The organism is Pseudodesulfovibrio sp. (assembly GCF_028692895.1).
Classification (GTDB): domain Bacteria; phylum Desulfobacterota; class Desulfovibrionia; order Desulfovibrionales; family Desulfovibrionaceae; genus Pseudodesulfovibrio.
In genome coordinates this window covers 40,214-63,983 of the sequence record NZ_JAQUWN010000016.1, presented here as the reverse complement: position 1 = coordinate 63,983, position 23,770 = coordinate 40,214, and the positions used below count along the sequence as shown (strand labels likewise).

At 68.3% G+C, this 23,770-nt stretch carries 16 protein-coding genes; 10 read left to right on the top strand and 6 right to left on the bottom strand.

Annotation, left to right across the window (positions count from 1 at the left end; translation table 11 throughout):
• Nucleotides 1–674: 674 nt before the first annotated feature.
• Nucleotides 675–2,885, bottom strand: a complete 2,211-nt coding sequence (gene recQ, locus PHP91_RS06045; protein ID WP_300138361.1) for a DNA helicase RecQ — start codon at nucleotides 2,883–2,885, stop codon at nucleotides 675–677.
• A 162-nt stretch (nucleotides 2,886–3,047) separates the two neighbouring features.
• Between recQ and PHP91_RS06040 the strand changes: the two genes are divergently transcribed.
• Nucleotides 3,048–3,698, top strand: coding sequence for an SPOR domain-containing protein (locus PHP91_RS06040; RefSeq protein ID WP_300138353.1), 651 nt, complete (start codon nucleotides 3,048–3,050; stop codon nucleotides 3,696–3,698).
• 160 nt (nucleotides 3,699–3,858) lie between these two features.
• Here PHP91_RS06040 and ald read toward each other — a convergent pair whose 3' ends face one another.
• The 3 genes from ald to PHP91_RS06025 form a co-directional block, all read right to left on the bottom strand.
• On the bottom strand, nucleotides 3,859–4,962 hold the full coding sequence (gene ald / locus PHP91_RS06035) for an alanine dehydrogenase (RefSeq protein WP_300138350.1): 1,104 nt from the start codon (nucleotides 4,960–4,962) through the stop codon (nucleotides 3,859–3,861).
• A gap of 42 nt (nucleotides 4,963–5,004) precedes the next feature.
• Nucleotides 5,005–5,493 carry an Lrp/AsnC family transcriptional regulator gene (locus PHP91_RS06030; RefSeq protein ID WP_300138347.1) on the bottom strand — a complete coding sequence of 163 codons (489 nt, stop codon included), beginning with the start codon at nucleotides 5,491–5,493 and terminating at the stop codon, nucleotides 5,005–5,007.
• Between the two features lie 187 nt (nucleotides 5,494–5,680).
• The gene (locus PHP91_RS06025; RefSeq protein ID WP_300138345.1) at nucleotides 5,681–6,121 is read right to left on the bottom strand and encodes a glycine zipper domain-containing protein; all 441 of its coding nucleotides are present in this window, start codon (nucleotides 6,119–6,121) and stop codon (nucleotides 5,681–5,683) included.
• A gap of 217 nt (nucleotides 6,122–6,338) precedes the next feature.
• On the opposite strand from PHP91_RS06025, the gene chrA reads away from it, so the two are divergent.
• Together chrA and PHP91_RS06015 are read left to right on the top strand one after the other, a co-directional pair.
• Nucleotides 6,339–7,493 (top strand): chromate efflux transporter, encoded by a 1,155-nt coding sequence (gene chrA, locus PHP91_RS06020; protein WP_300138342.1) that lies wholly within the window; start codon nucleotides 6,339–6,341, stop codon nucleotides 7,491–7,493.
• Nucleotides 7,494–7,607: 114 nt separating this feature from the next.
• Nucleotides 7,608–8,732, top strand: a complete 1,125-nt coding sequence (locus PHP91_RS06015) for an AI-2E family transporter (RefSeq protein WP_300138339.1) — start codon at nucleotides 7,608–7,610, stop codon at nucleotides 8,730–8,732.
• Here PHP91_RS06015 and PHP91_RS06010 read toward each other — a convergent pair.
• On the bottom strand, nucleotides 8,722–10,530 hold the full coding sequence (locus tag PHP91_RS06010; protein WP_300138336.1) for a 6-hydroxymethylpterin diphosphokinase MptE-like protein: 1,809 nt from the start codon (nucleotides 10,528–10,530) through the stop codon (nucleotides 8,722–8,724). The genes PHP91_RS06015 and PHP91_RS06010 overlap by 11 nt on opposite strands.
• Before the next feature lie 148 nt (nucleotides 10,531–10,678).
• On the opposite strand from PHP91_RS06010, the gene PHP91_RS06005 reads away from it, so the two are divergent.
• Nucleotides 10,679–12,328 carry an NAD+ synthase gene (locus tag PHP91_RS06005; RefSeq protein ID WP_300138333.1) on the top strand — a complete coding sequence of 550 codons (1,650 nt, stop codon included), beginning with the start codon at nucleotides 10,679–10,681 and terminating at the stop codon, nucleotides 12,326–12,328.
• 328 nt (nucleotides 12,329–12,656) lie between these two features.
• Here the strand turns inward: PHP91_RS06005 and serB are convergent, their stop codons facing one another.
• Nucleotides 12,657–13,865 (bottom strand): phosphoserine phosphatase SerB, encoded by a 1,209-nt coding sequence (serB, locus tag PHP91_RS06000; RefSeq protein WP_300138330.1) that lies wholly within the window; start codon nucleotides 13,863–13,865, stop codon nucleotides 12,657–12,659.
• Between the two features lie 189 nt (nucleotides 13,866–14,054).
• On the opposite strand from serB, the gene PHP91_RS05995 reads away from it, so the two are divergent.
• The 6 genes from PHP91_RS05995 to PHP91_RS05970 all read left to right on the top strand — a co-directional run bounded on the left by PHP91_RS05995 (nucleotide 14,055) and on the right by PHP91_RS05970 (nucleotide 23,752).
• Nucleotides 14,055–15,083 carry a hypothetical protein gene (locus tag PHP91_RS05995; RefSeq protein ID WP_300138327.1) on the top strand — a complete coding sequence of 343 codons (1,029 nt, stop codon included), beginning with the start codon at nucleotides 14,055–14,057 and terminating at the stop codon, nucleotides 15,081–15,083.
• A 3-nt stretch (nucleotides 15,084–15,086) separates the two neighbouring features.
• Nucleotides 15,087–17,720 carry a cytochrome ubiquinol oxidase subunit I gene (locus PHP91_RS05990; protein ID WP_300138325.1) on the top strand — a complete coding sequence of 878 codons (2,634 nt, stop codon included), beginning with the start codon at nucleotides 15,087–15,089 and terminating at the stop codon, nucleotides 17,718–17,720.
• 151 nt (nucleotides 17,721–17,871) lie between these two features.
• The gene (locus tag PHP91_RS05985) at nucleotides 17,872–19,323 is read left to right on the top strand and encodes a HAMP domain-containing sensor histidine kinase (protein ID WP_300138323.1); all 1,452 of its coding nucleotides are present in this window, start codon (nucleotides 17,872–17,874) and stop codon (nucleotides 19,321–19,323) included.
• Between the two features lie 28 nt (nucleotides 19,324–19,351).
• Nucleotides 19,352–19,975 carry a LysE family translocator gene (locus PHP91_RS05980; RefSeq protein WP_300138321.1) on the top strand — a complete coding sequence of 208 codons (624 nt, stop codon included), beginning with the start codon at nucleotides 19,352–19,354 and terminating at the stop codon, nucleotides 19,973–19,975.
• Between the two features lie 506 nt (nucleotides 19,976–20,481).
• Complete coding sequence (locus PHP91_RS05975; RefSeq protein WP_300138318.1) at nucleotides 20,482–21,441, top strand: hypothetical protein; 960 nt, start codon at nucleotides 20,482–20,484, stop codon at nucleotides 21,439–21,441.
• Between the two features lie 10 nt (nucleotides 21,442–21,451).
• Nucleotides 21,452–23,752: a PAS domain-containing hybrid sensor histidine kinase/response regulator gene (locus PHP91_RS05970; protein ID WP_300138315.1), complete on the top strand. Its 2,301-nt coding sequence runs from the start codon at nucleotides 21,452–21,454 to the stop codon at nucleotides 23,750–23,752.
• The last annotated feature ends 18 nt before the right edge of the window (nucleotides 23,753–23,770 follow it).

Here is a 23,770-nt window from a genome sequence, read left to right as displayed (position 1 = left end):
GACATGTGCGCCGAAATACTGGAACGCGCCGGATTGTAGGACGGCGACAAGGCGCGAGATGGAACGGGGAATGCCTCCGGCGGCCCCTCCGGGGAGGCCAGGGCGCTGCCCTGGACCCGCCAAAGGCTGAAGCTGGAATCCACTCTCCGCTTTCGCGGGGGCGTAGCTTGAAACGACTCATGCGCGGGGACGGACTGCTCGCTCGCCCCAGCCGGGGTGTTTTTATGGGAAAAGAAGCAGACTAATTTTCAAATCAAGAACCCCGCCTCTATCACTGTCTCAGACGCCGTAATGGCATGACCTTCACGTCTGCACCGAGCGGTTCACACGGCGTGGGCTAATGTCCGCGAAGATTCGAACGGTCCGTTTTCGTCCCGGAGGGCGAAAGCGGACCGTTCGAGTCTTCGCGGACGTCGCTTAGCCGCCGCCAGCCAATCCTCCCGCCAACAACTCCCAAACCCGCAAGCTACTCGCCCGCGCAGCGGAGATGGGGGTGCAGGGGCTTTGTCCCTGCCGGGGCCGCGTCGGGTCTTAGGCCGAGCTTGCTCGGTCTTAGAGCCGTCGACAGCAGCGATAGGGCAGAGCCCTGGCCGTCGGAGACGCCCCACCGGCGAGGTGGCCCCGCTGGCAAGCGGCCCCCGGCAGGGCCGCCGGAGGCATCTCTCTCGCCTCTGCTATCCGCGCATCATGCCTGCCCGCACCAGGCGCAGCAGGTCGTAGTGGTATTGCTTGTCCAGGGTTTCGAAGGCGGGGGTGAGGGAGACGACGCCTTTGTTGCGGAAGGCGAGGATGGTGTTTCGGACGTTGTCGAATTCCGGGGCGGGGAGGTGAAGGACGTCGTTGGGTTCGAGTTCGCCGAGGCGGACGGCTTCGATGAGGTGTCCCCAGACGGAGGAGGGCTTGAGGCCCCGGTTTTCGGCCACGGCGTCGATGGAGCCGAGTTCGCGGAAGAGTTCGAGGGACTGGCGGGCGGTGCCGGGCAGTTCTTTTTTGGCTTCGGTTTCCTGCTTGCGGTCGCGCTGGTCGAGGCGGTCGTCGGGGATGGGTTCGAGGTCGTCGGGCCGGCCGTGTTCGATTTCGTGTTCGGCCAGGGATTCGAGGAAGGTGGGACCGAAGCGGTCGAGCTTGAGCGCGCCCACGCCGGACATGCAGCCGAACTCGGCCAGGGTGCGCGGCCGGTAGCGGACGAGTTCGAGCAGGGTGCGGTCCGGGAAGATGGCGTAGGGCGGCACGCTTTGTTCCTGGGACAGGGCGAGGCGGTGGTCGCGCAGGCGTTCGAACAGGGCCTGGCGTTCGGGGGTGGTGAGCACGTCGGCCTGGGCGGCGGAGACCTTGCGGCTTTTGCTCTTGGTTGCGCGGGGCACGACGGGGTCCTTGCGCAGAGGGACCTTCTGCTGGCTCTTGAGCACGGGCCAGGAGCGTTCGTTGAGGGTCAGGGCGTTGAAGTTTTCCAGGTCCACGGAGATGAGCCCGGCGGCCACGAGCTGGCGGTAGACGGACTTCCAGCCGTTTTCGTCCAGTTCGGCGCCGATGCCGAAGGTGGAGACGGCGTCGTGGCCGAAGCGGAGCACGCGGTCGGAGCGGCTGCCGGTCAGGACCTGGGCGAGGTAGCCCGCGCCGAAGCGCTGGCCGGTGCGGTAGATGTTGGACAGGGCCTTTTGGGCGGCCACGGTGCCGTCCCAGGTCTCGGCGGGGTTCAGGCAGTTGTCGCAGTTGCCGCAGGGGGCGATGTGTTCGCCGAAGTAGGCGAGCAGGGCCTGGCGGCGGCAGGTGGCGGTTTCCAGGAAGCCGAAGAGGGCGTTCAGTTTGGAGTGTTCGACGCGTTTGCGGGCGGCGTCGGCCTCGCCGTTGTCGATCATGGAGCGGAGGATGGCCACGTCCTGGAGGCCGAAGCACATCCAGGCCGAGGCGGGCAGGCCGTCGCGCCCGGCGCGGCCGGTTTCCTGGTGGTAGGCTTCCAGGCTTTTGGGCGGCTCCAGGTGGCAGACGAAGCGGACGTTGGGCTTGTCCACGCCCATGCCGAAGGCCACGGTGGCGACCATGACCATGCCCTCCTCGCGCATGAACCGCTCCTGGTTGGCGTAGCGCACGGACTGGGGAAGCCCGGCGTGGTAGGGCAGGGCCGGGATGCCGTTCTTGTTCAGGAATTCGGCGGTCTGCTCGACCTTCTTGCGGCTCAGGCGGTAGACGATGCCCGCGTCGCCGGGATGGTTCTCGTCGATGAACCGCTTGAGCATGCGCTGGGGGTTCTTCTTGGGCGCCACGGTATAGCGGATGTTCGGCCGGTCGAAGCCCGAGGCGAAGACCCTGGCGTTTTCCAGGCGCAGGTGGGCCACGATGTCGCGTTGGGTCGGCTCGTCGGCCGTGGCCGTCAGCGCCAGGCGCGGCACGTCCGGGAACCGCTCCTTCAGCACCGCGAGCTGCGTGTACTCGGGCCGGAAGTCGTGCCCCCACTGGGAGACGCAGTGGGCCTCGTCGATGGCGAACAGGCAGGGACGGCACCGGGCCAGGAAATCGAGGAAGCCGGGCCGCATCAGCCGCTCCGGGGCCACGTAGAGCAGGTCGAGCTGGCCGGACTCCGCCCGCCGCTCCACGTCCCAGGCCTCGCGCGGGTCCAGGGAGGAGTTGAGGCAGGCCGCGCGCACGCCCATCTGGGTCAGTCCCTGAACCTGGTCCTGCATCAGGGCGATGAGCGGCGACACGCACACGCCCACCCCCGGCCGCAGCATGGCCGGAATCTGGTAGCACAGCGACTTGCCGCCGCCCGTGGGCATGAGCACCAGGCAGTCGCCGCCCGCCATGACCGTGTCGATGACGGGTTGCTGCAAGCCGATGAAGCGGTCGTAGCCGAAGACGGAGCCGAGGATTTCGAGCGGGGAGGCCATGCCCGGAGGGTAGGGCAAAGCGCCCTCCCTGGCAACGGAAACCCCGGCCCTTGCCAGTGGCGGATTACTCGGGTAATTTAGAGTAATTCTAGACCGGCGAATCCGCACGGGCCGCGCGCCCGAGCCGGAGCCCCCGCGCAGGGGCCACCCCAGGAGGACGACATGAAACGCATCATCCGCAATACCCTGACCGCCCTGGCCGCGACCCTGCTGGGCCTGACGCTGCTCGGAGGCTGCTTCCGCCAGCACATTGAATCCTCGACCCCGCCGGGCGTCACCCGGGTGGGCCCGACCCCCGCCGCCCGGAGCGACCACGCCGAACCGCCCAAGGTCATCGACGAGAGCGCGGCCACGCCCGAGGCCGCCAAGCCGCAGGAGCCGGGCCCGGTCATCGAGGAGACCTACGTGGTCGACGCGCCCAAGGAGGCCGAAGCCCCGGAACCCCAGGTCAGCGAAGGCGACCTGGACGCCGAGCCCGCCCCGGCCACGGCTCCGGCCGCCAAGCCCGCGCCCGCGCCCGCCGCCAAGCCTGCGGCCATCGCTCCCGAGGCCGACGCGGCCGTGGCCCCCGAAGTCATGGGCGACATGTTCTACGTCCAGGTCGGCTCGTTTTCCGAGCTGGAAAACGCCAACAAGGTGCTCGCCTCGCTCATCGACCGGGGATACGACGGCTCCAAGCTCGTCATGACCGACGACGGCCAGTTCCGCGTCCAGGCGGGCGCCTTCACCGACAAAACCGCCGCCCGCACCGCCCTCGACAAACTCCTGCCCGCCTTCAAGGGAGCCTTCATCCTCAAGGGCACGCCCGAATAGCCCCCTCCCGGACTTGCGGCGGCCTGCGAATCCGGTGGTCCCCCCGGAGAGGCCGCCGGCGGCATTCCATTGATGCCGCTTCGCCGCATCGGCAAAATGAAACGCCCCCGGACCGCAGTGGTCCGGGGGCGTTTCATTTATGAGGGGGTGTGTTGTTCTTTTAGAAGGCGTCTTCGGGGTTGATGGCTTCGATGCCAAGGGCGTCGCCGGCGGCCGGGCAGGTCAGTTTGCCCTTGTAGGTGTTGAGGCCGAGGAGGAAGCCGGGGTCGTCCTTGAGGGCGGCCAGGCCCTTGGCGGCCAGGCGGAGCGCGTAGGGCGCGGTCTGGTTGACCAGGGCGAAGGTGGAGGTGCGGGGCACTGCGCCGGGCATGTTGGCCACGCCGTAGTGGACCACGCCGTCGATGATGAAGGTCGGGTGGTCGTGGGTGGTGGGCTTGCTGGTTTCGACGCAGCCGCCCTGGTCCACGGCGACGTCGACGATGACGGAGCCTTCCTTCATGAGGGGCAGCATGTCGCGGGTGACCAGTTTGGGGGTCTTGCCGCCGGGCACGAGGACGGAGCCGATGACGAGGTCGGCGCGGGTGATGAGCTCGCGGATATTGGGTTCGGTGGACATCATGGTGGTGATGCGGCCCTGGAAGACGTCGTCGAGGTACTGGAGGCGGGCGTGGGAGAGGTCGAGGATGGTCACGCGGGCGCCCATGCCCATGGCGATGCGGGCGGCATTGGTGCCGACGATGCCGCCGCCGAGGACGAGGACTTCGGCCGGGTTGACGCCGGGCACGCCGCCCAGGAGGATGCCGCGGCCGCCCTGGGTCTTCTCCAGGAGGTGCGCGCCGACCTGGGTGGCCATGCGGCCCGCGACTTCGGACATGGGGGTGAGCAGGGGCAGGGTGCCGTCCTTGGAGCGCACGGTCTCGTAGGCGATGCCGGTGGTGCCGGACTTGAGCAGTGCGTCGGTCAGGTCGGGATCGGCGGCCAGGTGCAGGTAGGTGAAGAGGAGCAGGTCGCCGCGCAGGTAGCGGTATTCGCTTTCGATGGGCTCCTTGACCTTGATGACCATTTCGGCGGCCCAGGCCTCGCTGGCGGAGACCAGCTTGGCCCCGGCGGCCGCGTATTCATCGTCGGCCAGGCCGCTGCCCAGGCCCGCTCCGGCCTCGACGATCACGTCATTGCCCTGGCGGACCAGGGAGGACACCGCGCCGGGCGTCATGGCGACACGATTTTCCAGGGTTTTGATTTCCTTGGGGATACCGATAATCATGGGGGACTCCTCTTTGTGCGGTGCAGCGCCGCGGCAGCGGCCCTAGGGTTGTGAATTGAAGGATTCGACCACGGCGTCGGGGAGGCAGAGCCATTTACGCCGCGATTTCATGACCACGAAGGATTCGCTGGAGTTGATCCCGCCCACGCCGGACAGGTCCTGATCCAGGAAGTCGTACAGGTCGCCGATGTCTTCGGAGCAGACGATTTCCACAATGATGTCGTATCGCCCGGTAACCACGGCGCACCAGTTGACACGCGGCAGCGCGCCGATCTGGTCCAGTTTTTCGCCGAGCTGCTCGTGGCTGTGCACGGAAATGCCGACCAGGGCCACGGTCAGGCCCCTGGTGAGCATGGGGTCCACGAGCCCGGCGATCTTGAGCACGCCGGAGCGGATCAGGTTCTTCATGCGCGAGCGCACGGTGGGTGCGGTGACGCCCATGTCCTCGGCGATCTTGGCGGGGGAGAGCTGCCCGTCCCCGCTCAGGGCCGAGATGAGTCGGCGGTCGTTGCCATCGAGCATTTTCTTCATGCGTTCTTCCACGTTGCGAAATCTTTGCTTTCGGAAAAAATCTATGTGCGATTTTTACTTAAACGACAAATGAATTGTCAACTATTTTTTTATCCGCAATCACATGCGACAAAAATGGTAAACGCCGCCGGGCCGGGGAGGCGCGGCGGCGTTCCGGGGCTATAGGGATATATGTGCGGCGGCGAGGCTACCGGACCAGTCGCCAGGTGCCGTCGGGCTGGCGGTAGGCCCTGGCGTGGACGGTTTCGTGGCGGCCGTCGGGCATGGTGGCGCGCAGGGTGACGTCGCGCTCGATGCGGCCGTGGCGACGGCGGGGCGGGTGGGGCACGGCCCGGTAGCGGACGTGGCGGTCCGGGTTGTCCCAGTAGACGGGTTCTTCGGAGGGCGCGTTCTCCAGCACATGGGCGACCCGGGTGCGGTCCCCCTTGTCCATCTCGTTGCCGACCATGTAGCCGACGGCCGCGCCCACGCCCGCGCCGATGGCCGCGCCCGAGATCTTGTTCTTGAAGGTGAGCGCGCCCACGGTGGCCCCGATGAGGCCGCCCAGGCCCGCGCCGCTCTGGGCCTGGTTGGCCGCGCAGCCGGTGAGCAGGGAGAGGAAAAGGATGCAGGCGATGAGGTGCTTCATGGTGTTCTCCTGAAAGGGCTGTGGGCCCGTGCGTTTCGCCGGACAGGCAGCAACGGGCGTGCCGGGCAGGAGGTCTCCCGGAATAATTGATGTTTTTATCGGCGGCGGGTTGGGGAGCGCCGGGTGCGCGCCGGATTTTGCGCACCGGGATGCAGGAATGGTCCCCGGCGTGCCGGGCCTTGCGCGCCGGGTCGGGCCGTGGCATCAGGGTAGGTATATGACCCGGCCGCCGCTTTTCCGCATCTTCGCCCGCTTCCTTCGCCTGGGGCTGACCGCCTTCGGCGGCCCGGCCATGGTGCCCTACATCCGGGCCATGGCCGTGGACCGCGAGGGGTGGCTCGGCGAGGACGCCTTTCGCCTGGGCATGGGCGTGTGCCAGCTCATCCCGGGAGCCACGGCCATGCAGATGGCGGCCTACGTGGGGCTGCGGGCCAGGGGCGGGCCCGGAGCTCTGGCCGCCTACCTCGGGTTCGGCCTGCCCGCCTTTCTGCTCATGGCGGGGCTCTCGGAGTTCTACTTTTCGGCGCACGGGACGCCCGCAGTGGCGGCCGCCTTCGGCGGCTTGCAACTGGTGGTCATCGCCCTGATCCTGCACGCGGCCATCAATTTCGCCCGGCGCTACCTGGACACCCTGGCCGCCAAGCTCCTGGCGAGCCTGGCCGGAATCTGGCTCGGCCTGGGAGGCGACCCGATCCCGGCCCTGGCGGCGATCTGCGTCCTGGCGCTGTTCGTCTGCCGCGACGAGGCGGGCGGCGCGGCCGTGGCCGAGGTCCCGCCCGTGGCCGGGCGGCCGCTCCTGTCGGCCCTGGTCTTCCTGGCCGGGCTGTTGCTTTTCCTGGGCCTGCTGGCCCTGGCCTCGCCGAAGCTCCTGGACCTGGGCGCGCTCATGGTCAAGATCGACTGCTTCGCCTATGGCGGGGGGTACGTGTCCGTGCCGCTCATGCTGCACGAGGTGGTGGAGGCGCGCGGCTGGCTGACCGGCGCGCAGTTCATGGACGGCATCGCCCTGGGCCAGGTCACGCCCGGCCCCATCGTCATGACCGGGGCCTTTGTGGGCTACGCCGTGGCCGGGCTGGCCGGGGCGGTGGCGGCCACGGTCGCGGTCTTTTCGCCGTCGCTCATCTTCCTGTGCGCGGCGGCGCCCTTTGCCGACCGGCTGATCCGTTCGCCCCTGGCCCGGCGCGCCCTGCGCGGCAGCCTGGTCTCCCTGGTGGGGCTCATGGCCGCCGTGGCCGCGCGTTTCCTGGTTTCGGTCCACTGGGGCCCGGCCGAGATCGCCGTCGGGCTGGCCGCTTTCGTGGCCCTGCGCCGGGGCGTGGACGTGCTTTGGGTGATCCTGGCCGGGGCGGCCGTCTCGGCCTTGCTGCTCTAGCCCTTCTCCAGGTTGAACAAACGGCCCGCGCCTGATACCAAGGCGGAGGACGGAAAAACGGGCGTCGCCCGCTTCGCCGCCACCTTTCTCCAACCGACAGCTCCGGGGTGGCCCATGTTCGAATCCGACCGACCGTACACTTTCGACCGCGTGGTCCGCATGGTCCTGGCCCTGGCTGCGGGCGCGGGGATCATCTGGCTCCTGGGCCACCTGGCCGACGCCCTGGTTCCCTTTGTGGCCGCGCTGCTGCTGGCCTACCTGCTCAATCCCGTGGTCACGGCCCTGGAGCGGCGGGTCCGCAGCCGGTCGGCCGCCGTGTTCCTGACCGTGGCCGGGCTGGCCGCGCTCCTGGTCGGCCTGGCCTGGCTCGTCGTGCCCCGTGTGGCGGCGGAGTTCTCGGCCATGGGGGCGGTCCTGCGCCAACTGGCCGACGACTCGGGCCTGGCCGCCAGGGTGCGCGCCTTCCTGCCGCCCGACCTCTGGCAGTGGCTGCGCGACTTCGCGACCCGGCCGGACGTCCAGGCCCTGTTCAGCGGCGAGGGGGCCATGAATCTGCTGAAGAGCGGGTCCGAGCACCTGCTGCCCGGCATCGGCAGCGTGCTCCAGGGCACCCTCGGGGTGCTCGGCGGGCTGGTCAGCGCGGGCGTGGTCCTGCTCTACCTGGTCTTTCTGCTGGCGGATTTCGGCCGCATCCGCGAGGGATGGCGGGGCTACCTGCCCGAACCGTGGCGCGACCGCGCCGTTGCCTTCGCGACAGAGTTCGAGGCCACCATGCGCCGCTACTTCCGCAGCCAGGTGGTCATCGCCCTGCTGGTGGGCGCGCTCCTCTCCATCGGATTCCTGCTGATCGGCCTGCCCCTGGCCGTGGTGCTGGGCATGCTCATCGGCGTGCTGAACATCGCGCCCTACCTGGGCACCCTTGGCATCATCCCGGCCGTGCTGGCGGGGATGCTCTCCGCGCTGGAGACCGGGGGCTCGCCCCTGGTCGGGGCCGGGCTGGTCCTGCTGGTCTGCGGCGCGGTCCAGGCCGTGCAGGACCTGTTCCTGGTGCCGCGCATTCAGGGCGAGAGCCTGGGGCTCACCCCGTGGATGATCCTGCTCTCCCTGTCCGTGTGGGGCAAGCTGCTGGGCTTCCTCGGCCTGCTCGTGGCCCTGCCCATGACCTGTCTGTGCCTGTCCTGGTACCGCCGCTGGCTGGCCGAGGGACAGGCCCGCAGGCAGGACGCCGTCAGACCTTGATCCCGGCCTCTCCGGCCAGCTTCCGGCACTCGCCCGACGACTTGGCCAGCCGTTCCAGCAGGTTCCGGCTCATGCGCTCGACGTACTCGAAATAGTAGCGCAGCCCGTACTCCCGCTTTGATCCGTCGCCCTCGAAGCACCAGCGGTGGAACCGGCGGTTGTAGAACTCCTCGAACCGTTGCAGCATGTAGGAGATGTTGGTCCGGTCCATCTGCCCCAGGATGGCCATGCCCTTGGCCACGAAGACCGGGCCGCTCTCCTGCAACAGATGCTCCGAGACCTGGCGGACGTTGCGCCACAGTCCCGCCTCCCGCCGCAGGAAGTCCGCCGCCCCGGCGAAATTGCGGCAGGTCGGGCCGACCCGGAACAGCGCGGCGTGCGCCGCGTCCACGTCCCAGGGCTCCAGCGCCGGGGCCTCGTCGTATTCGATGCCCCGGCCGTAGAGGATGCTTTGGCGCGAGGTGTTGACGCAGGCCATGCCGGACAGCCGGACGACCTCGGCCAGCCACAGGGCCGCGTCCCGGAAGTTGAGCGTGGTGTAGAGGGTCTCGCCGAACGGCGTGGTCACCGGACAGAGCTGGGGATGGCGGTTGATGAGCGGCCGCTCCGCCGAGATCGGGGCGTCCTTGACCGTACCCTGCACGTAGTTGAGCCCCCAGGGGTTGTTGGAGCAGAGCTGCGCGCCCACCAGCACGGTCCGCGCGCAGCCCAGGTACTCGGCCAGGCTGAAGGCCGTGGAGATGACCGAGCCGTGCAGCCGCAGCTTGCCGCGATGGCCGAAGACGTCCGGCAGGTAGTCGTCGAAAAGGAACTTCTGCACGAACCGGTCGTCCCCCAGGTCGCACAGGCACTGGGCCACCAGGATGGTCTCCGGCATTCGGGGGATGTGGGAAAAGACCTTGCCCGCGATGAGCGAAACGTCGTTGATCACCGCCATGTGCGGGTGGATGCCCGCCTCGGCCAGGGGCTTGAGGGCGTTGTTCACCGCGATGACCACGGCCCGGTCCCGGTTCGCGCGGATGTAGTCCAGCCGGGTCGCCAGGTCCGGCCCGGCGGCCACCAGGATGGCGCTGCCGCCCCGCATACGGTTGCGCAGTCGGGAGAGCTCGGGAAAGCGCAGGAATGCCGGAACGTTGTCAAAAGCGTGGGCCACCTGGTCGAAGATGTAGCTCCGTTTGATGTCCCGGAGGGGGTGCGACCGGGCCAGGAACTGGCCGCTCAGCGGATAGACGGCGTGGCGGTAATGGAGAATCTCCATGTACTCGATCACCCCGTCCGCCCACTCGCCGTAGTCCCGGCGGATGCGTTCGGTCAGGAAAAAGGCGGGCGTCCCCCGCTTGAACAGGGGCGAGGGCAGCATGTCCATCAGGGCCGGGTTGAACGAGCGCGGATCGCCCGTGAACAGAAAGAACCCCTCGCGGTTGAGCCGGGGCAGCCCCGCGGTCTCCAGGAACGCCTCCAGCGCCCGGTCGTCCGCCTCGAACAAGAAGACCAGGGCGTCACGCTGCGCCATGGCCGCCCGGAACTCCGGGCTGTCCGCCGCGCCGAGAAAGACGAACAGACGCGTCCGGCCCAGGGCCTCGGCCATGGTCGTGTCCGGCTTGAAGAGGACAAACGCCGGGGGCTTCGAGTCCCCATAGGGGAATTGGTAATGGGGCGACTCGTAACGACAGAACTGGTTGTGGCCGGAATACGCGTGCGGCCCGGGGTCCGGCGAGCCGCCGTCCGCAACCGGCACGTCCTCGCCCCGGCAGAGGATGCCGATTTCCACCAGGGCCGCTATTTTATTGTTTTCCATGGTTGTTCGGGAGTGCTGCGGCGGAAGGGAAACCCCGGACGCCGGGTTCGTGACACTGTGCGGGAAAATGACCTCCCGGCCGGATATTGTCAAGGCGGGGCGCGCTTCTCCGGTTGCCCGTGGCCCGGCTTTGGCGTATCAGGAGTCCATGAAAATCGGCGTGCTTCAGATCAATCCCGTGGTGGGCGACCTGGACGGCAACGCGGAGCGCATCGCCCGCGCCGCCCGCGAAGCCACCGCCATGGGCGCGGACCTCTGCCTGACCCCGGAGCTGGCCCTGACCGGCTACCCCCCCCGCGACCTGCTCCTCTACGACGCCTTCGTCGCCCGCGCCCGCGCCCGCGCCGACGCACTCGCGCGCGAACTCGCGGACCAGGCCCCGCTCCTGCTCGGCTGCGCCGAACCCAATCCCGGCCCCGGCAAGCAGGTCTTCAACTGCGCCCTCTGGTGCGAACGCGGCCAGGTCCGCCGGACCTTCCGCAAAACCCTCCTGCCCACCTACGACGTCTTCGACGAGGCCCGCTACTTCGAGCCCGCGCCGCCCGGCAATCCCGAGGCCAACATCCTCCGCTTCCAGGGCCGGACCATCGCCGTCACCATCTGCGAGGACGCCTGGAACGACAAAGACTACTGGGAACGCCGCACCTACGCCCGCGACCCCCTTGAAGAGGCCGCCGCGCACGCCCCGGACCTCATCGTCAACCTCTCCGCCTCGCCCCTCTCCCTGGGCAAGCAGGCCCTGCGCGTCGACATGCTCTCCGCCGTGGCCCGCAAATACCGCGTCCCCCTGGTCTACGCCAACCAGACCGGCGGCAACGACGACCTGGTCTTCGACGGCCGCTCCCTCGCCTTCGCGCCCGACGGCGCCCTCATCGCGCGCGGCGCGCCCTTCGCCGAGTCCGTCTTTCTCGTGGATACCGCCAGCCGGCTCCCCCTCACCGAGCCCGACCTCGCCCGCGAAGACGAAACCTGGCGGGCCCTGGTCACCGGCACCGGCGACTACGCCCGCAAATCCGGCTTCTCCACCGCCCTGATAGGCCTCTCCGGCGGCATCGACTCCGCCCTCACCGCCGTCATCGCCGCCCAAGCCCTGGGACGCGAAAACGTCACCTGCGTGCTCATGCCCTCCCCCTACTCCAGCCGGGGCTCCATCGACGACTCCCTCGCCCTGGCCCAAAACGTCGGCCTCAAGACCATCACCCTGCCCATCGAGCCCATCATGCGCTCCTTCGCCGACACCCTGGCCGAACCCTTCGCCGGACTGCCCGAAGACATCACCGAGGAAAACATCCAGTCGCGCATCCGGGGCAACCTGCTTATGGCCCTCTCCAACAAGTTTCGCGCCCTGCTCCTCACCACCGGCAACAAAAGCGAACTCGCCGTGGGCTACTGCACCATCTACGGCGACATGTCCGGCGGCTTCGCAGTCATCGCCGACGTGGACAAGACCTCCGTCTTCCGCCTCGCCCGCTGGTACAACCAGACCATCGCCCCGCACATCCCCGAAGCCATCCTCACCAAGCCCCCGTCCGCCGAACTGCGCCCGGACCAAAAGGACGAGGATTCCCTCCCGCCCTACGACACCCTGGACGCCATCCTCGCCCTGCACATCGAACACCACCAGACCGCCGACCAGATCAGCGCCAAAGGCTTCGACCCCCAAACCGTCGCCCGCGTCCTCACCCTCGTGCGCGGCGCGGAATTCAAACGCCGCCAGGCCGCTCCCGGCATCAAACTCACCCCCCGTTCCTTCGGCACCGGCTGGCGCATGCCGCTCGCCTGCAAACGCAACCTGTAGCGGGCGACGGCGGATCGGCAGGGGGAAGAATGCCTCCGGGGGCCCCTTCGGGGAGACCAGGGCGCTGCCCTGGACCCGCCAAAGGCAGCCTTATCGCTGCTGTCTTCATCCGTGTAAGGATCGAAGACTCGCCAACGGCTGAAGCTGGAATCCACTCTCCGCTTTCGCGGAGGGGGGCGTAGCTCGCTCAAGCGACGCATGTCCGCGGGGACGGACTGCCCGCTCGCCCCCGCCGTGCCGGGTAACGGCTGGAGCCGAAGAAAGCGGGCGGAGCGACGCACTGCTTACCGGGGCACCCCCCGCCGCACGTCCGCTCTCGCCCGGCCTGCTATTCCAGATCGCGGTCGCTGAGGCCGATGAGGTAGAGGATGGAGTCCAGTCCGAGGGTGGAGATGGACTGCCGGGCGCCCTGTTTGACTTTGGGTTTGGCGTGGAAGGCGATGCCGAGTCCGGCGAGGTTGAGCATGGGCAGGTCGTTGGCGCCGTCGCCCACGGCGATGACCTGTTGGAGGGAGATGTTTTCCTTGGCGGCGATTTTCTGGAGCAGATCGGCCTTGCGTTCCGCGTCCACGATTTCGCCCAGGGCCTTGCCGGTGAGTTTGCCGTCCACGATTTCGAGTTCGTTGGCGTAGACGTAGTCGATGCCGAAGCGGTTCTTGAGGATATTGCCGAAGTAGGTGAAGCCGCCGGAGAGGATGGCGATGGTGTAGCCCACGTGCTTGAGGGTGGAGATGAGGCGTTCGGCCCCTTCGGTCATGGGCAGGCGTTCGGCCACGGATTTGAGCACGGATTCGTCGAGCCCTTCGAGGAGAGAGAGGCGTTTGCGCAGGGACTGCTTGAAGTCCAGTTCGCCGCGCATGGCGGACTCGGTGATGGCGGCGACCTGGTCGCCGACGCCCGCTTCCTTGGCCAGTTCGTCGATGACCTCGGCCTGGATGAGGGTGGAGTCCATGTCGAAGGCGACGAGGCGGCGGTTGCGGCGGAAGAGGTTGTCCTCCTGGAAGGCGATGTCGGCCTCCAGCTCGGCGGAGATTTCGAGGAAGCGGGAGCGGATGGCGGCGATGTCGTTGGGGGTGCCGCGCACGGTGAGCTCCACGCAGGCGCGCGAGGATTGCAGCGCGCCGCCGTCCAGGGGCACGCGGCCCGAGAGGCGGTGGATGGTGTCGATGTTCAGCCCGGCGTCGGTGACGATCTGGGTGACGGCGGCGATCTGTTTGGCGGTCAGGGCGCGGGCCAGGAGGGTGATGATGTGGCGCTGTTTGTCCGCGCCCCGGACCCAGGTGTTGTAGTCGGCCTCGTCCAGGGGATGGAGGCGCATGGTCACGCCCAGCTCGTGGGCCTTGAAGAGCAGGTCCTTGAGCACGGGCTGGGAGTCCGAGCGCAGGCGGATGAGGATGCCGAGCGTCAGGAAATTGTGGATGACGACCTGGCCGATGTCCAGGACGTCCACGTCGTAGTCAGCGAGCACGCCGGAAAGTTCCTTTGTCAGTCCGGGGCGGTCGCCGCCGGTCACGTGCACCAGTATGATTTTTTCCATGTTCTCCTCTCGGTCGCGCGGGTTCGGCGGACTTTGGCACAAATTCGCCCGGCAGTAAATGCGCGGGGCCGCGCCGGTCCCGGCCGTCCGCATGTCGGAACAGATGATCATTTATAATGTGTCTTTGCCGGATTAATGATATTTCAAAAAACGATCCGTTGTCGTGCATCACCGTACAAGGAGGCAAGCATGAATCCTGGGGCTCTCATTCCCACCCCGGACGCCATTCCGGTGGGCTGGGTCTGGTTCGAGGGGCTGAACATCCTGACGTTCGCCCTGCACATCCTGATGGTCAACGTGTTGGTGGGCGGCGCGGCGGCGGCCCTGTACCTGCGGTGGCGGCGCGACCCGGCGGCAGCGGCCTTTTCCGGCAGGCTGCCCACGGTCTTCGCCCTGACCGTCAATTTCGGGGTGGCTCCGCTCCTCTTCCTGCAGGTCATTTACGGCAATCTGTTCTACACCAGCTCCATTCTTTCGGCGGGCTGGTGGCTGGCGGTGGTGGGGCTGCTCATCTGCGGATACTATCTGCTTTATATCCACCAGCACGCGGCCCGGCGGGGCGGGGGAGGCGGCTCCCTGCTGCTCGGGCTCGGGCTGATCCTGTGCATCGCGCTGGTCATGACCAGCGTGGTTTCGCTGATGATCCGGCCGACGGCCTGGTCCGTGGGGATCGGCGGGAGCGCGGGGGCGTTCCTGAACGTTTCGGACCCGACCTTTGCGCCGAGGTCCCTGCATTTCCTGTTCGCCTCGCTGGCCGTGGGAGGTCTGGCTCTGGCGCTGTACGCCCGGTGTTCGGGCGGCGGGGCCAACGTGGAGGCGGGGATGAAGGCGTTCTTCGTGTTCACCCTGGTCCAGATGGCCACCGGGCTGTGGTGGCTGATGGCCCTCGGCCGTCCGGTGCTGCTCGCCTTCCTGGGCGACTCCCCCCTGGCCACGGCGACGCTGCTGGCGGCCGTCGCCTGTTCCGTGGGCGCGCTGGCGGCGGGCGCCGCGCGCAAGCCGGTCCCGGCCGCGGCCTGGACCGTGCTGACCGTGCTGGCCATGGCCGGGGTGCGCGCCCTGGCCCGGTCGGCCACGCTTGCTCCCTGGTTTTCGCCCGCGAGCCTGAAGGTCACGGGCGAGTTCTCGCCCCTGGTCTTTTTCCTGGGCACGCTGGCCGTGGGGCTGGCGGTGGTGGCGTACATGCTGAGGCTCGCCTTCGGCGGGAAGGAGGGCTAGGCCATGCAGTACCCCATTTGGGAACTCACCACCCTGGGCGGCGGCTTCTTCATCGCCCTGATCGCTGTCTTTCACGTCTTCGTGGCCCACTTCGCGGTGGGCGGCGGTTTTTTCCTGCCGGTCTTCGAGTCCATGGCCTACAAGCGGGAGTCACCGGCGCTTCTGGACTACGTGAAGAAGCACACCAAATTCTTCCTGCTGGTGACCATGGTCTTCGGCGGCATGACGGGCGTGGGCATCTGGTTCACCATTTCGGTGCTGGCCCCGGCGGCCACGTCCACGCTCATCCACACCTTCGTCTTCGGCTGGGCGGCGGAGTGGGTCTGCTTCCTGGCCGAGATCGTGGCCCTGCTCCTCTACCACTACCGGTTCGACAAGATGCGCCGCCGCGACCACCTGGTGGTGGGCTGGCTCTATTGCGTGTTCGCCTGGCTGTCGCTCCTGCTCATCAACGGCATCATCGGCTTCATGCTCACGCCGGGCGGCTGGCTTGAGGGCGGCGGGTTCTGGGCCGGGTTCTTCAACCCGTCCTTCTGGCCTTCGCTCTTTTTCCGCACGTCCATGGCGGCCATGATCGCCGGGCTGTTCGGCTTCATCACGGCCCACCGCATCCCGGACGCCGAGGCCCGCGAGGCCGTGTACCGCGCCTGCGTGCGCTGGACGGTGATCCCGGTCCTCCTGGCCGTGGGCTTCGGCTGGTGGTACACGGCGGCGCTGCCGCCCGAGGCGCTGGAGCGCCTGGCGGTCAAGGCCGCGCGCATCACCCGGTTCTACCGCCTGGCGCCGGTCTTCGCGGCCGCCACCTTCGTGGCCGGGGCCGTGCTGCTGGTCCGGCTGCCCAGGGGCGCGCGGGTGGCCCTTTCGGCCGTGCTGCTGGTGTTCGGCTTCTGCTTCCTCGGCTCCTTCGAGTTCCTGCGCGAGGCCGCACGCAAGCCGTACCTGATCCACGGCTTCATGTATTCCACCCAGGTCCGCACGGCGGACGTGGCCCGCTTCGCCGAGACCGGCGTGCTGCCGACGGCGCGGTGGGTCAGGCATCACGAGATCACGGACGCGAACCGTGTCGAGGCGGGCCGGGAGCTCTTCCAGATGCAGTGCTCGCCCTGCCACTCGGTGGGCGGGCCCATGAACGACATCCTGCCGCTGACCGAGAAGTATCCGGTCATCGGCATGGACGCCAAGCTGTCGGGCATGGGCAAGCTCCAGTCCATGATGCCGCCGTTCGCGGGGAACCTGGCCGAGCGGCTCGCCCTGGCCACCTACATCGTGGACGGGCTGCACGGCGGCAAGCCGGGCAACATCCCCTTTGCCGGCCGCAACCTGCCGGTGGACATCCCGTCCTTTGACAGGGAAAAGGCCGAATACGTGCTGCTCGCCTGGAACAACCTGGGTATGCACTGCATCTCCGACGCTTATGCCGAGTGGGTGCTCCTGCCCCCGGCCAACGACCTCTTCGCCCAGCTCGTCCGGCGGGGCGACAAACCCGCGGTGGTCACCTCGGGCGTCAGGATCACCTACTTCGTGGAGCCCGGGTTCGAGAACCCGTCCAAGGTCTGCGACTTCTGGACGCACGCCAAGAGCCTGTTCGGGGCGCAGCCGCCGGACAACGTGGGCCTGGCGGGCAACGGCCTGAAGGGCGAGATGAAGTACCACGAGGACCACAAGTGGTTCGAAGCGGCCCTGATCCCGGTCAAGCCCTACCCCGAGACCGGCGGTTTCAACCCGTATCCCCTCTTCACCGTCCAGGCCCGCGACGAGAAGACCGGCGAGCTCCTGGCCGAGACCCGGACCGCGGCCCCCACCTCCACGGAGATGGGCTGCAAGAACTGCCACGGCGGCCCCTGGAAGGTGGACAACCTGGCGGGCATCTCCGCCCGGACCGGCCGCGACGTGCTCATGTCCCACGACCGGCTGAGCAACACCGAGCTGGCGGCGGCGGCCCAGGGGGGCGCGCCCCGGCTGTGCCAGAGCTGCCATCCCGACCCGGTCCTCGGGGCCGAGGGACAGCCCGGGCTGCTCAACCTGCCCGCGGCCATCCACGGCTTCCACGCCAACTTCCTGTCCGGCCGGGGCTCCGAAGCCTGCGCCTACTGCCATCCCAACCGGCCCGACGGGCCGACCCGCTGCCTGCGCGGCGTGCACGCCCAGGCCGACATCGGCTGCGTGCGCTGCCACGGCTACCTGGAGGACCACGCCCTCTCGCTGCTCAAGCACGAGGACGAGGCGGGCAAGGCCGGGGCCAGGCGGCTCATGGCCAACCTGAGCCCGCGCCTGGGCGAGAGCAAGGAAGCCATCAACCCGCGCCTGCCCTGGATGCAGGAGCCGGACTGCGCCACCTGCCACGTCGCCTACGGCGTGAAGCCCGACCGGAAGACCTCCGTGGCCTTCAACGCCTGGACCAGGGGCGGGCCCGGCCTCTACCGCTTCACCGGCGACAAGCTGGGGGCCCTGGCCTGCATCGCCTGCCACAACAGCCCCCACGCCAACTATCCGACCGTCAACAAGTACGGCAGGAACCGCGACAACATAGGGCCCATGCAGTACCAGGGCAATCCGCGCACCATCGGCGCGGACGGCAACTGCGGGGTCTGCCACCTCAAGGAGGTGACGGCCAACGCCCATCACACGGGCAGGTAGCCGCCATCGCGCCTGGACCGGGGCGGGGGGAGCGCGCCCCCCGCCCCTTTTCCTTTCGGGAAATGGTTTGTGCACCGTCTTGTGCTGTTTTCATTCACGATGTATGCTTGATGGCAGTGCCGATGACGGCGCTCAGCCCGATGGAGGAGGCATGACCACTCCGGACGACCACACGGCGAATCGCCGCAAGAGGGTGCACGGCCAGGACTTTCCGAACAGGGAAGAGCGGTGCCGGTACGTTGTCGAGCGCATCGAGGAAAAGCTCGACGACTACGATGGGTACGACTTCTCCCTGCGCCAGGTCCGCGCCCTGAACATCTTTTTCGACCTCGCCCAGGAGTTTCGCGGGCGGGAGATGTTCTACGCCGTCTGCCTGATGCTGCCCCGGGCCCTGTTCGGGCTGGAGAGCCGCCTCTACCTGCTGGAGGCCGAAGACACCTTCGTCCTGGCCGGATGCTCCGCCGGGGATTGCGAGCTTGAGCGCACCCGGACCTGGGACGCCGAGCTCTCGCCGCGGATCGTGGACAGCAACGGCTCACTGTTCATCCCCATCCCGTGCAACCCGGAATACGCGGACCTGCTCTCCTTCGTGCCGCCCCACAACATCCTGGGCTGCTTCGAGCTCTACCCCTGCGGGGGATTGGAGCCGCGCGACCGGCTCTTCCTGGAAAAATACGTCAACCGCATCGGCTACCAGCTCCACCAGCGCATCATCCGCGCCCACAACCGCGAGCACCTGAGCTTCATCAAGTCCATGGTCCAGGACATCGGGCACAACGTCATCGTGCCCAACATGTACTTCAAGCTCTATTTCAACCGGCTCAAGCGGCGCATCGAGGAGCTGCACGTCACCACCGAGAAGGTCCTGACCAGTCTGGTCCGCTGCGGCGACGAGGCCGCCGTGAACGAGGGCAACCGCCTGGCCGTCACCGCCGCCGCCATCGAGGCCCAGTACCAGGAGATCTACCGCCACTACGAGACCACCTCCATGTTCCTGGAGACCCTGCTTCGCCGCCGCCATTTCGAGGAGGGGCGCTACGTCCTGGTCAAGCGCTCGGCCGATCTGCTCACCGGGGTCATCGAGCCGCAGATCGAGCGCTACCGCCAGCGGCTGGAGGAGCGGGGCATCGAGATCGGCTGCCCCCTCGATGGCGAGCAGGAGCCCTCGGTCCGTTTCGTCATGGACCGTGGGCTGATCTCCCAGGTCTTCGCCAACCTGGTCTCCAACGCGGTCAAGTACACCGAGATAGCCACCCTGCCCGACGGCCGGACCGGCAAATTCATGACCTACGGCTGGCGGAGCGTGCCCGACGCCTTCGGGCCGGGCAGGCCCGGCGTCCGCCTCTGGCTGACCACCTCGGGCAAGCCCCTGGACCTGGCCAATCCCATGGACGTCTTCAGGCCCGGCTTCCGCGCGCCCAACGTGGCCCACGAGCAGGGCACCGGCCGGGGCCTCTACTTCTGCCGCCAGGTGGTGGAGCTCCACGGCGGCAGCGTGGGCTACAGCCACAACGACTGCGGCAACGAGTTCTACTTCCTCCTGCCCGACGAGAAGGAGGAGGGCGCCACGCAGCCCTTGACCGGAGCGCCCGTCGCCGGATAGGCTTTGGCTCCTGACAAGGGAGCCCGCCATGAGCCCGGAAACGTATCTCGCCTTTCTCGCCGCCACCATCGTCGTCCTGGTCATTCCCGGACCGACCATCATGCTCGTGGTCAGTTGCTCGCTGACGGCGGGCAAGCGCGCGGCCCTGCCGCTGGCCCTCGGGGTCGGCCTGGGCGACACCGTGGCCATGGCCGCCTCCCTGGCCGGGCTCGGCGCGCTGATGGCCGCCTCGGCCGCGCTCTTCACCGCCCTCAAGTGGATCGGCGCGGCCTACCTCATCCACCTCGGGGTCAAGACCTGGCGCTCCCGGCCCGAACTCGCTGCCGACCTCGCCCGCATCCGTCCCGCCTCCGGCCGGGCCGACGCCCTGCGCGCCTTCGTCGTCACCGCCACCAACCCCAAGTCCATCGCCTTCTTCTGCGCCTTCATGCCGCAGTTCATCGACCACGCCAGCCCGATCCTGCCCCAGGAACTGATTATGGGCGCGACCTTCGTGACCCTGGCCGTGGTCAACGCCGCGCTCTACGCGCTCCTGGCCGCCCGGGCCAGCGCGGCCGTCACAAACCCGCGCACCATGAAGGCCGTCAACCGCGTCGGCGGCTCCGCCCTGATTGGCGCGGGCCTCCTCACCGCCGCCCTCAAGCGCACCTAGCGGACTGGCCCAGAACGGCGCTCTGCTTCGTCGCTGCGAAGAGATCACAAATCCGCAGGGCAGCGGATTCGGACGCCTGCTTCGCCGCCGCCCCGCAGGGGTGAGCCCCGGGACGGGGCGAATCCAATCCTCGCGAACGGGGAGTACGCTTCGGGCTTGTCGCTTCTTGCTCCTCGCGTCTCTCCATTCTGGGGCGGCCCGCTTTGTCGCGGGGCTTGGGGGGGCGGTCGCCAGGTTCGGGCGGCCCGCCCTTTTTTCTTTTCGCGGCCTGTCCGCCGACTGCGCCATTCCGCCGGATCGAAACTTTCACAAGGAAGGTGTGGAATACTATCGGGGAAAAATATATAAAATCACGGCATAGGTAATAGCCGGACCGGAGGGTCATTGCCGGATTCCGGCGCAACGGCACCGGCGCGGGCGTGGCGGCGCGCGGGCGCGGACGGTGCAGCGGGGTAGGGATGCCGATGGGGAAGCGAAAATTCCGATGGGCGGCGTGGGGCCGCCTGTTGCCGCTCGTGCTGGCCGTATTGCTTGCGGGGTGCGCCGATCCGGCCGACAGGGCCGGGGAGCAGCTCGGGCTTCAGGCCCTGACCCTGAATGCCGCCCTGGTCCGGGCGCGCCAGGGCATCGAGGCCATCCGGGACGAAATCGGGCGGACCTTCGCCGCCACGGACCTGGACCGGGTCCCGGGCGACCTGGACCCGGACTGCGCGTATTTCGAGGGCAAGGCCTTCTACAAGAAGGACGTGGGCGGCTGCGGCATGTGGGCGTCCGGCCTTATTCCCATCGGGGAGGCGGAGCGGCGGCGAATCCGGGTCCTGCGCGGCTTTGAGCAGCCCATCATCGACTACGCGCGGGCCAACGAGATGGTGGAGCTGGCCTACGTCCTGACCACGGACCACGTCGGGATGTTCTACCCGCCCTTCGACGCCGTCTCCCTGCTGCCGCCGGGAGTGGATTTTCATGAGGCCTACAAGCCGTTCTCCCTGACCGAGCCCGAAAGCGACCCCGGGCGCAAGACCGTCTGGGTCGACACCTACATCGACGCCACGGGCAACGGCTACGTGAGCACGGCCTCGGCTCCGGCCTATGCGGGCGACGCCTTCCTGGGCGCGGTGGGGTGCGACATCATGCTCGAAAAAGTGGGACGGACCTTTCTGCGCAAAGACCGGATGCAGATGCTGGTGGACCGCCACTCGCTGGTGCTCTGCGCCACCGAGCCCCTGCGGCGCGCGCTCCCGCTCCAGGCGCTCGGCATCTACTACTACACCGACAGCGTGGAGACGGACGAATACGCCCCGGAGGAGTTCAGGCTGGCCAACAACCCGGACGAGTCGATCCGCCGCCTCGGCGAAACCCTGTTCAGGGAGGACCGGTTCCACGTCACCCTGGACGGGGAGCACTACACCTGCTCGGTCGCGACCGTCCCGGAGACTGGGTGGCGGCTCGTCGAGCTGACGCGGTAAGGGGCGCGCCGTGCTCATCCGTTCACGGCTGTCGGCCAGCGTCTGCGTCGCGGCGGTCCTGCTGTCGGTGTCCTGCCTGCTCAGCTACTACATCGTCAACGTCTTCTCCGGGTCCATCGCCACCCTGACCGAGCTGCGCCACCGCAAGGAGCAGCTCCTGCTCAAGGAGCTGTCCATCCTGAGCGCCGTCCACCGGGAGGTCCTGGAGTCGGGCCATCCCGGCGCGGCGGACGTCGCGGCCTCGTACCGGAACCTGGACGGCATGGCCAAGGACTTCTACGACTCCCTGCGCGAGCTGGCCGGGGACGCCTCGGTGGACCAGGCGTCCCTGCACGACGTGTCCCGGTCCTTCCACGCGGTCTTCGTCTTTTCCAAGCGGCTGCTGCACTCCATAGACGAGGACCAGCTCACGCCCGACGCCGTTCGGCATCTCAGCCGCATTCAGGGCGAGCTCTCCGACCGGCTCAAGGTGCTCTACGAACGGTCGAACGAGGCGCTTGAGGCGAGGCTCTCGGCCATGCAGCGGCGGCTGAACGCCCTGGCCCTGCTGGCCCTGGCCCTGGTCGTGCTGTCCGGCGGCGGGCTGCTCTACGTCTTTTCCGCCACGGGCCGCCACCTCATCACGCCGCTTACCGAGCTGGCCCGGACCATCGTCCGCTACAAGGTGGACCGCACCGCGCGCGTGGAGTGCAAGGGCAGCGACGAAGTGGCCATGGTCGGGGTCATCTTCAACCAGGTGGCCGACGAACTGGACAACCGCGAGATCGAGCTGCTGGAGACCCGGCGCGAGCTGATGCGCATTTTCGACAACTCCTGGGAGGGCATCGCCCGCCTCTCGCCCGGCGGCGGGTTTCTGCTCGTCAGCCCGAGCCTGTTGCGTCTGTTCCAGTACGGGGAGGAGGAGCGCGACGACCTGATGGCCGCCAACTTCGCGGCGCTGTTCGTCGATCCCGGCCAGTGGGCGGCCCTTGTCCGGGCGCTGGAGGACGGGGAGCCGAGGGTCTCCCTGGAGGCGGAGTTCCGCAAGCGGGACGGCCGTCGGTTCTGGGGCCGGGTCCGGGCCAGCCGGACGGTGCTGGCCTCGGGCGAGGCGGCGGTGGACGTCTACCTGGCCGACGTGACCTCCGAGGTGGTCAAGAAGCAGTTGGTCATGGCCAAGGAGTTCGCCGAGGCGGCCAGCGAGGCCAAGACCCAGTTCCTGGCGGTCATGAGCCATGAAATCCGGACCCCGCTCTTCGCCGTGCTGGGCATGGTCGAGGTCCTGGAGGACACGCCGACCGACCCGACCCAGGACCGGTGCATCGAGACCCTCCGGGCGGCCGGGAGCCAGCTTCAGTCCGTCATCGACAACATCCTCGACTTTTCCAGGATCGAGTCCGGGCGGGTGGAGGTCGTGTCCGAGCCTTTCGACTTCGCCGAGGTCTGCCGGGACCTGGACCTGCTCTTCACGCCCCTGTGCCGTCCCAAGGGGCTGCGCCTGGCCTGCCGCGTCGCGCCCGGCCTGACCCCCAAGCGCATCGGCGACGCGGGCAAGATCCGCCAGGTCATGGTCAACCTCGTCTCCAACGCCATCAAGTATACCAACGAGGGGGCCATCGAGGTGGACATCCTGCCCAGCGGCGAGGCCGGGGGGGACGTGGTCATCTCCGTGAGGGACACGGGCATCGGCGTGGCCGGGGAGCACCTGGAGAGCATCTTCGACCCCTTCACCCAGGAGGACCGGAGCACCACCCGGGCCTTTGGCGGGGCCGGGCTGGGACTGGCCATCACCCAGCGCCTGGTCAGGGCCATGGGCGGCGATATCTCGGTGGCCAGCGAGGTGGACGAAGGCTCGGTCTTCAAGGTCCGGCTCCCCCTGGCCGAGGCCGGGGGCGGGCGCCGCGCCCCGGAGCCGGCGGCCGGGCCGGAGGCTGCCGAGCCCTTTGCGGGCCGGACCTTCCTCATCGCCGACGACGCCGAGGAGAACCGGCTCATCCTGCGCATGTTCCTGGAGCGGACCGGGTGCCGCCTGGTGGAGGTGGAGGAGGGCGACCGGGCCGTGGAGATGGCCTGCGCCGACCGTTACGACCTGATCCTGATGGACATCGAGATGCCGGGCGTGGACGGCCTGGAGGCCACGCGGCGCATCCGCGTCCACGAGGCCGCGACGGGCCGCCCCAGGACGCCCATCGTCATCCTGACCGCCCATTCCTTCGACGAGTTCCGCAAGCATTCCTTCTCGGCGGGGTGCGACCATTTCCTGGCCAAGCCCTTCACCAAGGCGAGCCTGCGCAAGCTCCTGGCCGAAGCCCTGGCGACCCCCGAGACCTAGCCCCAACCAACCTCATCC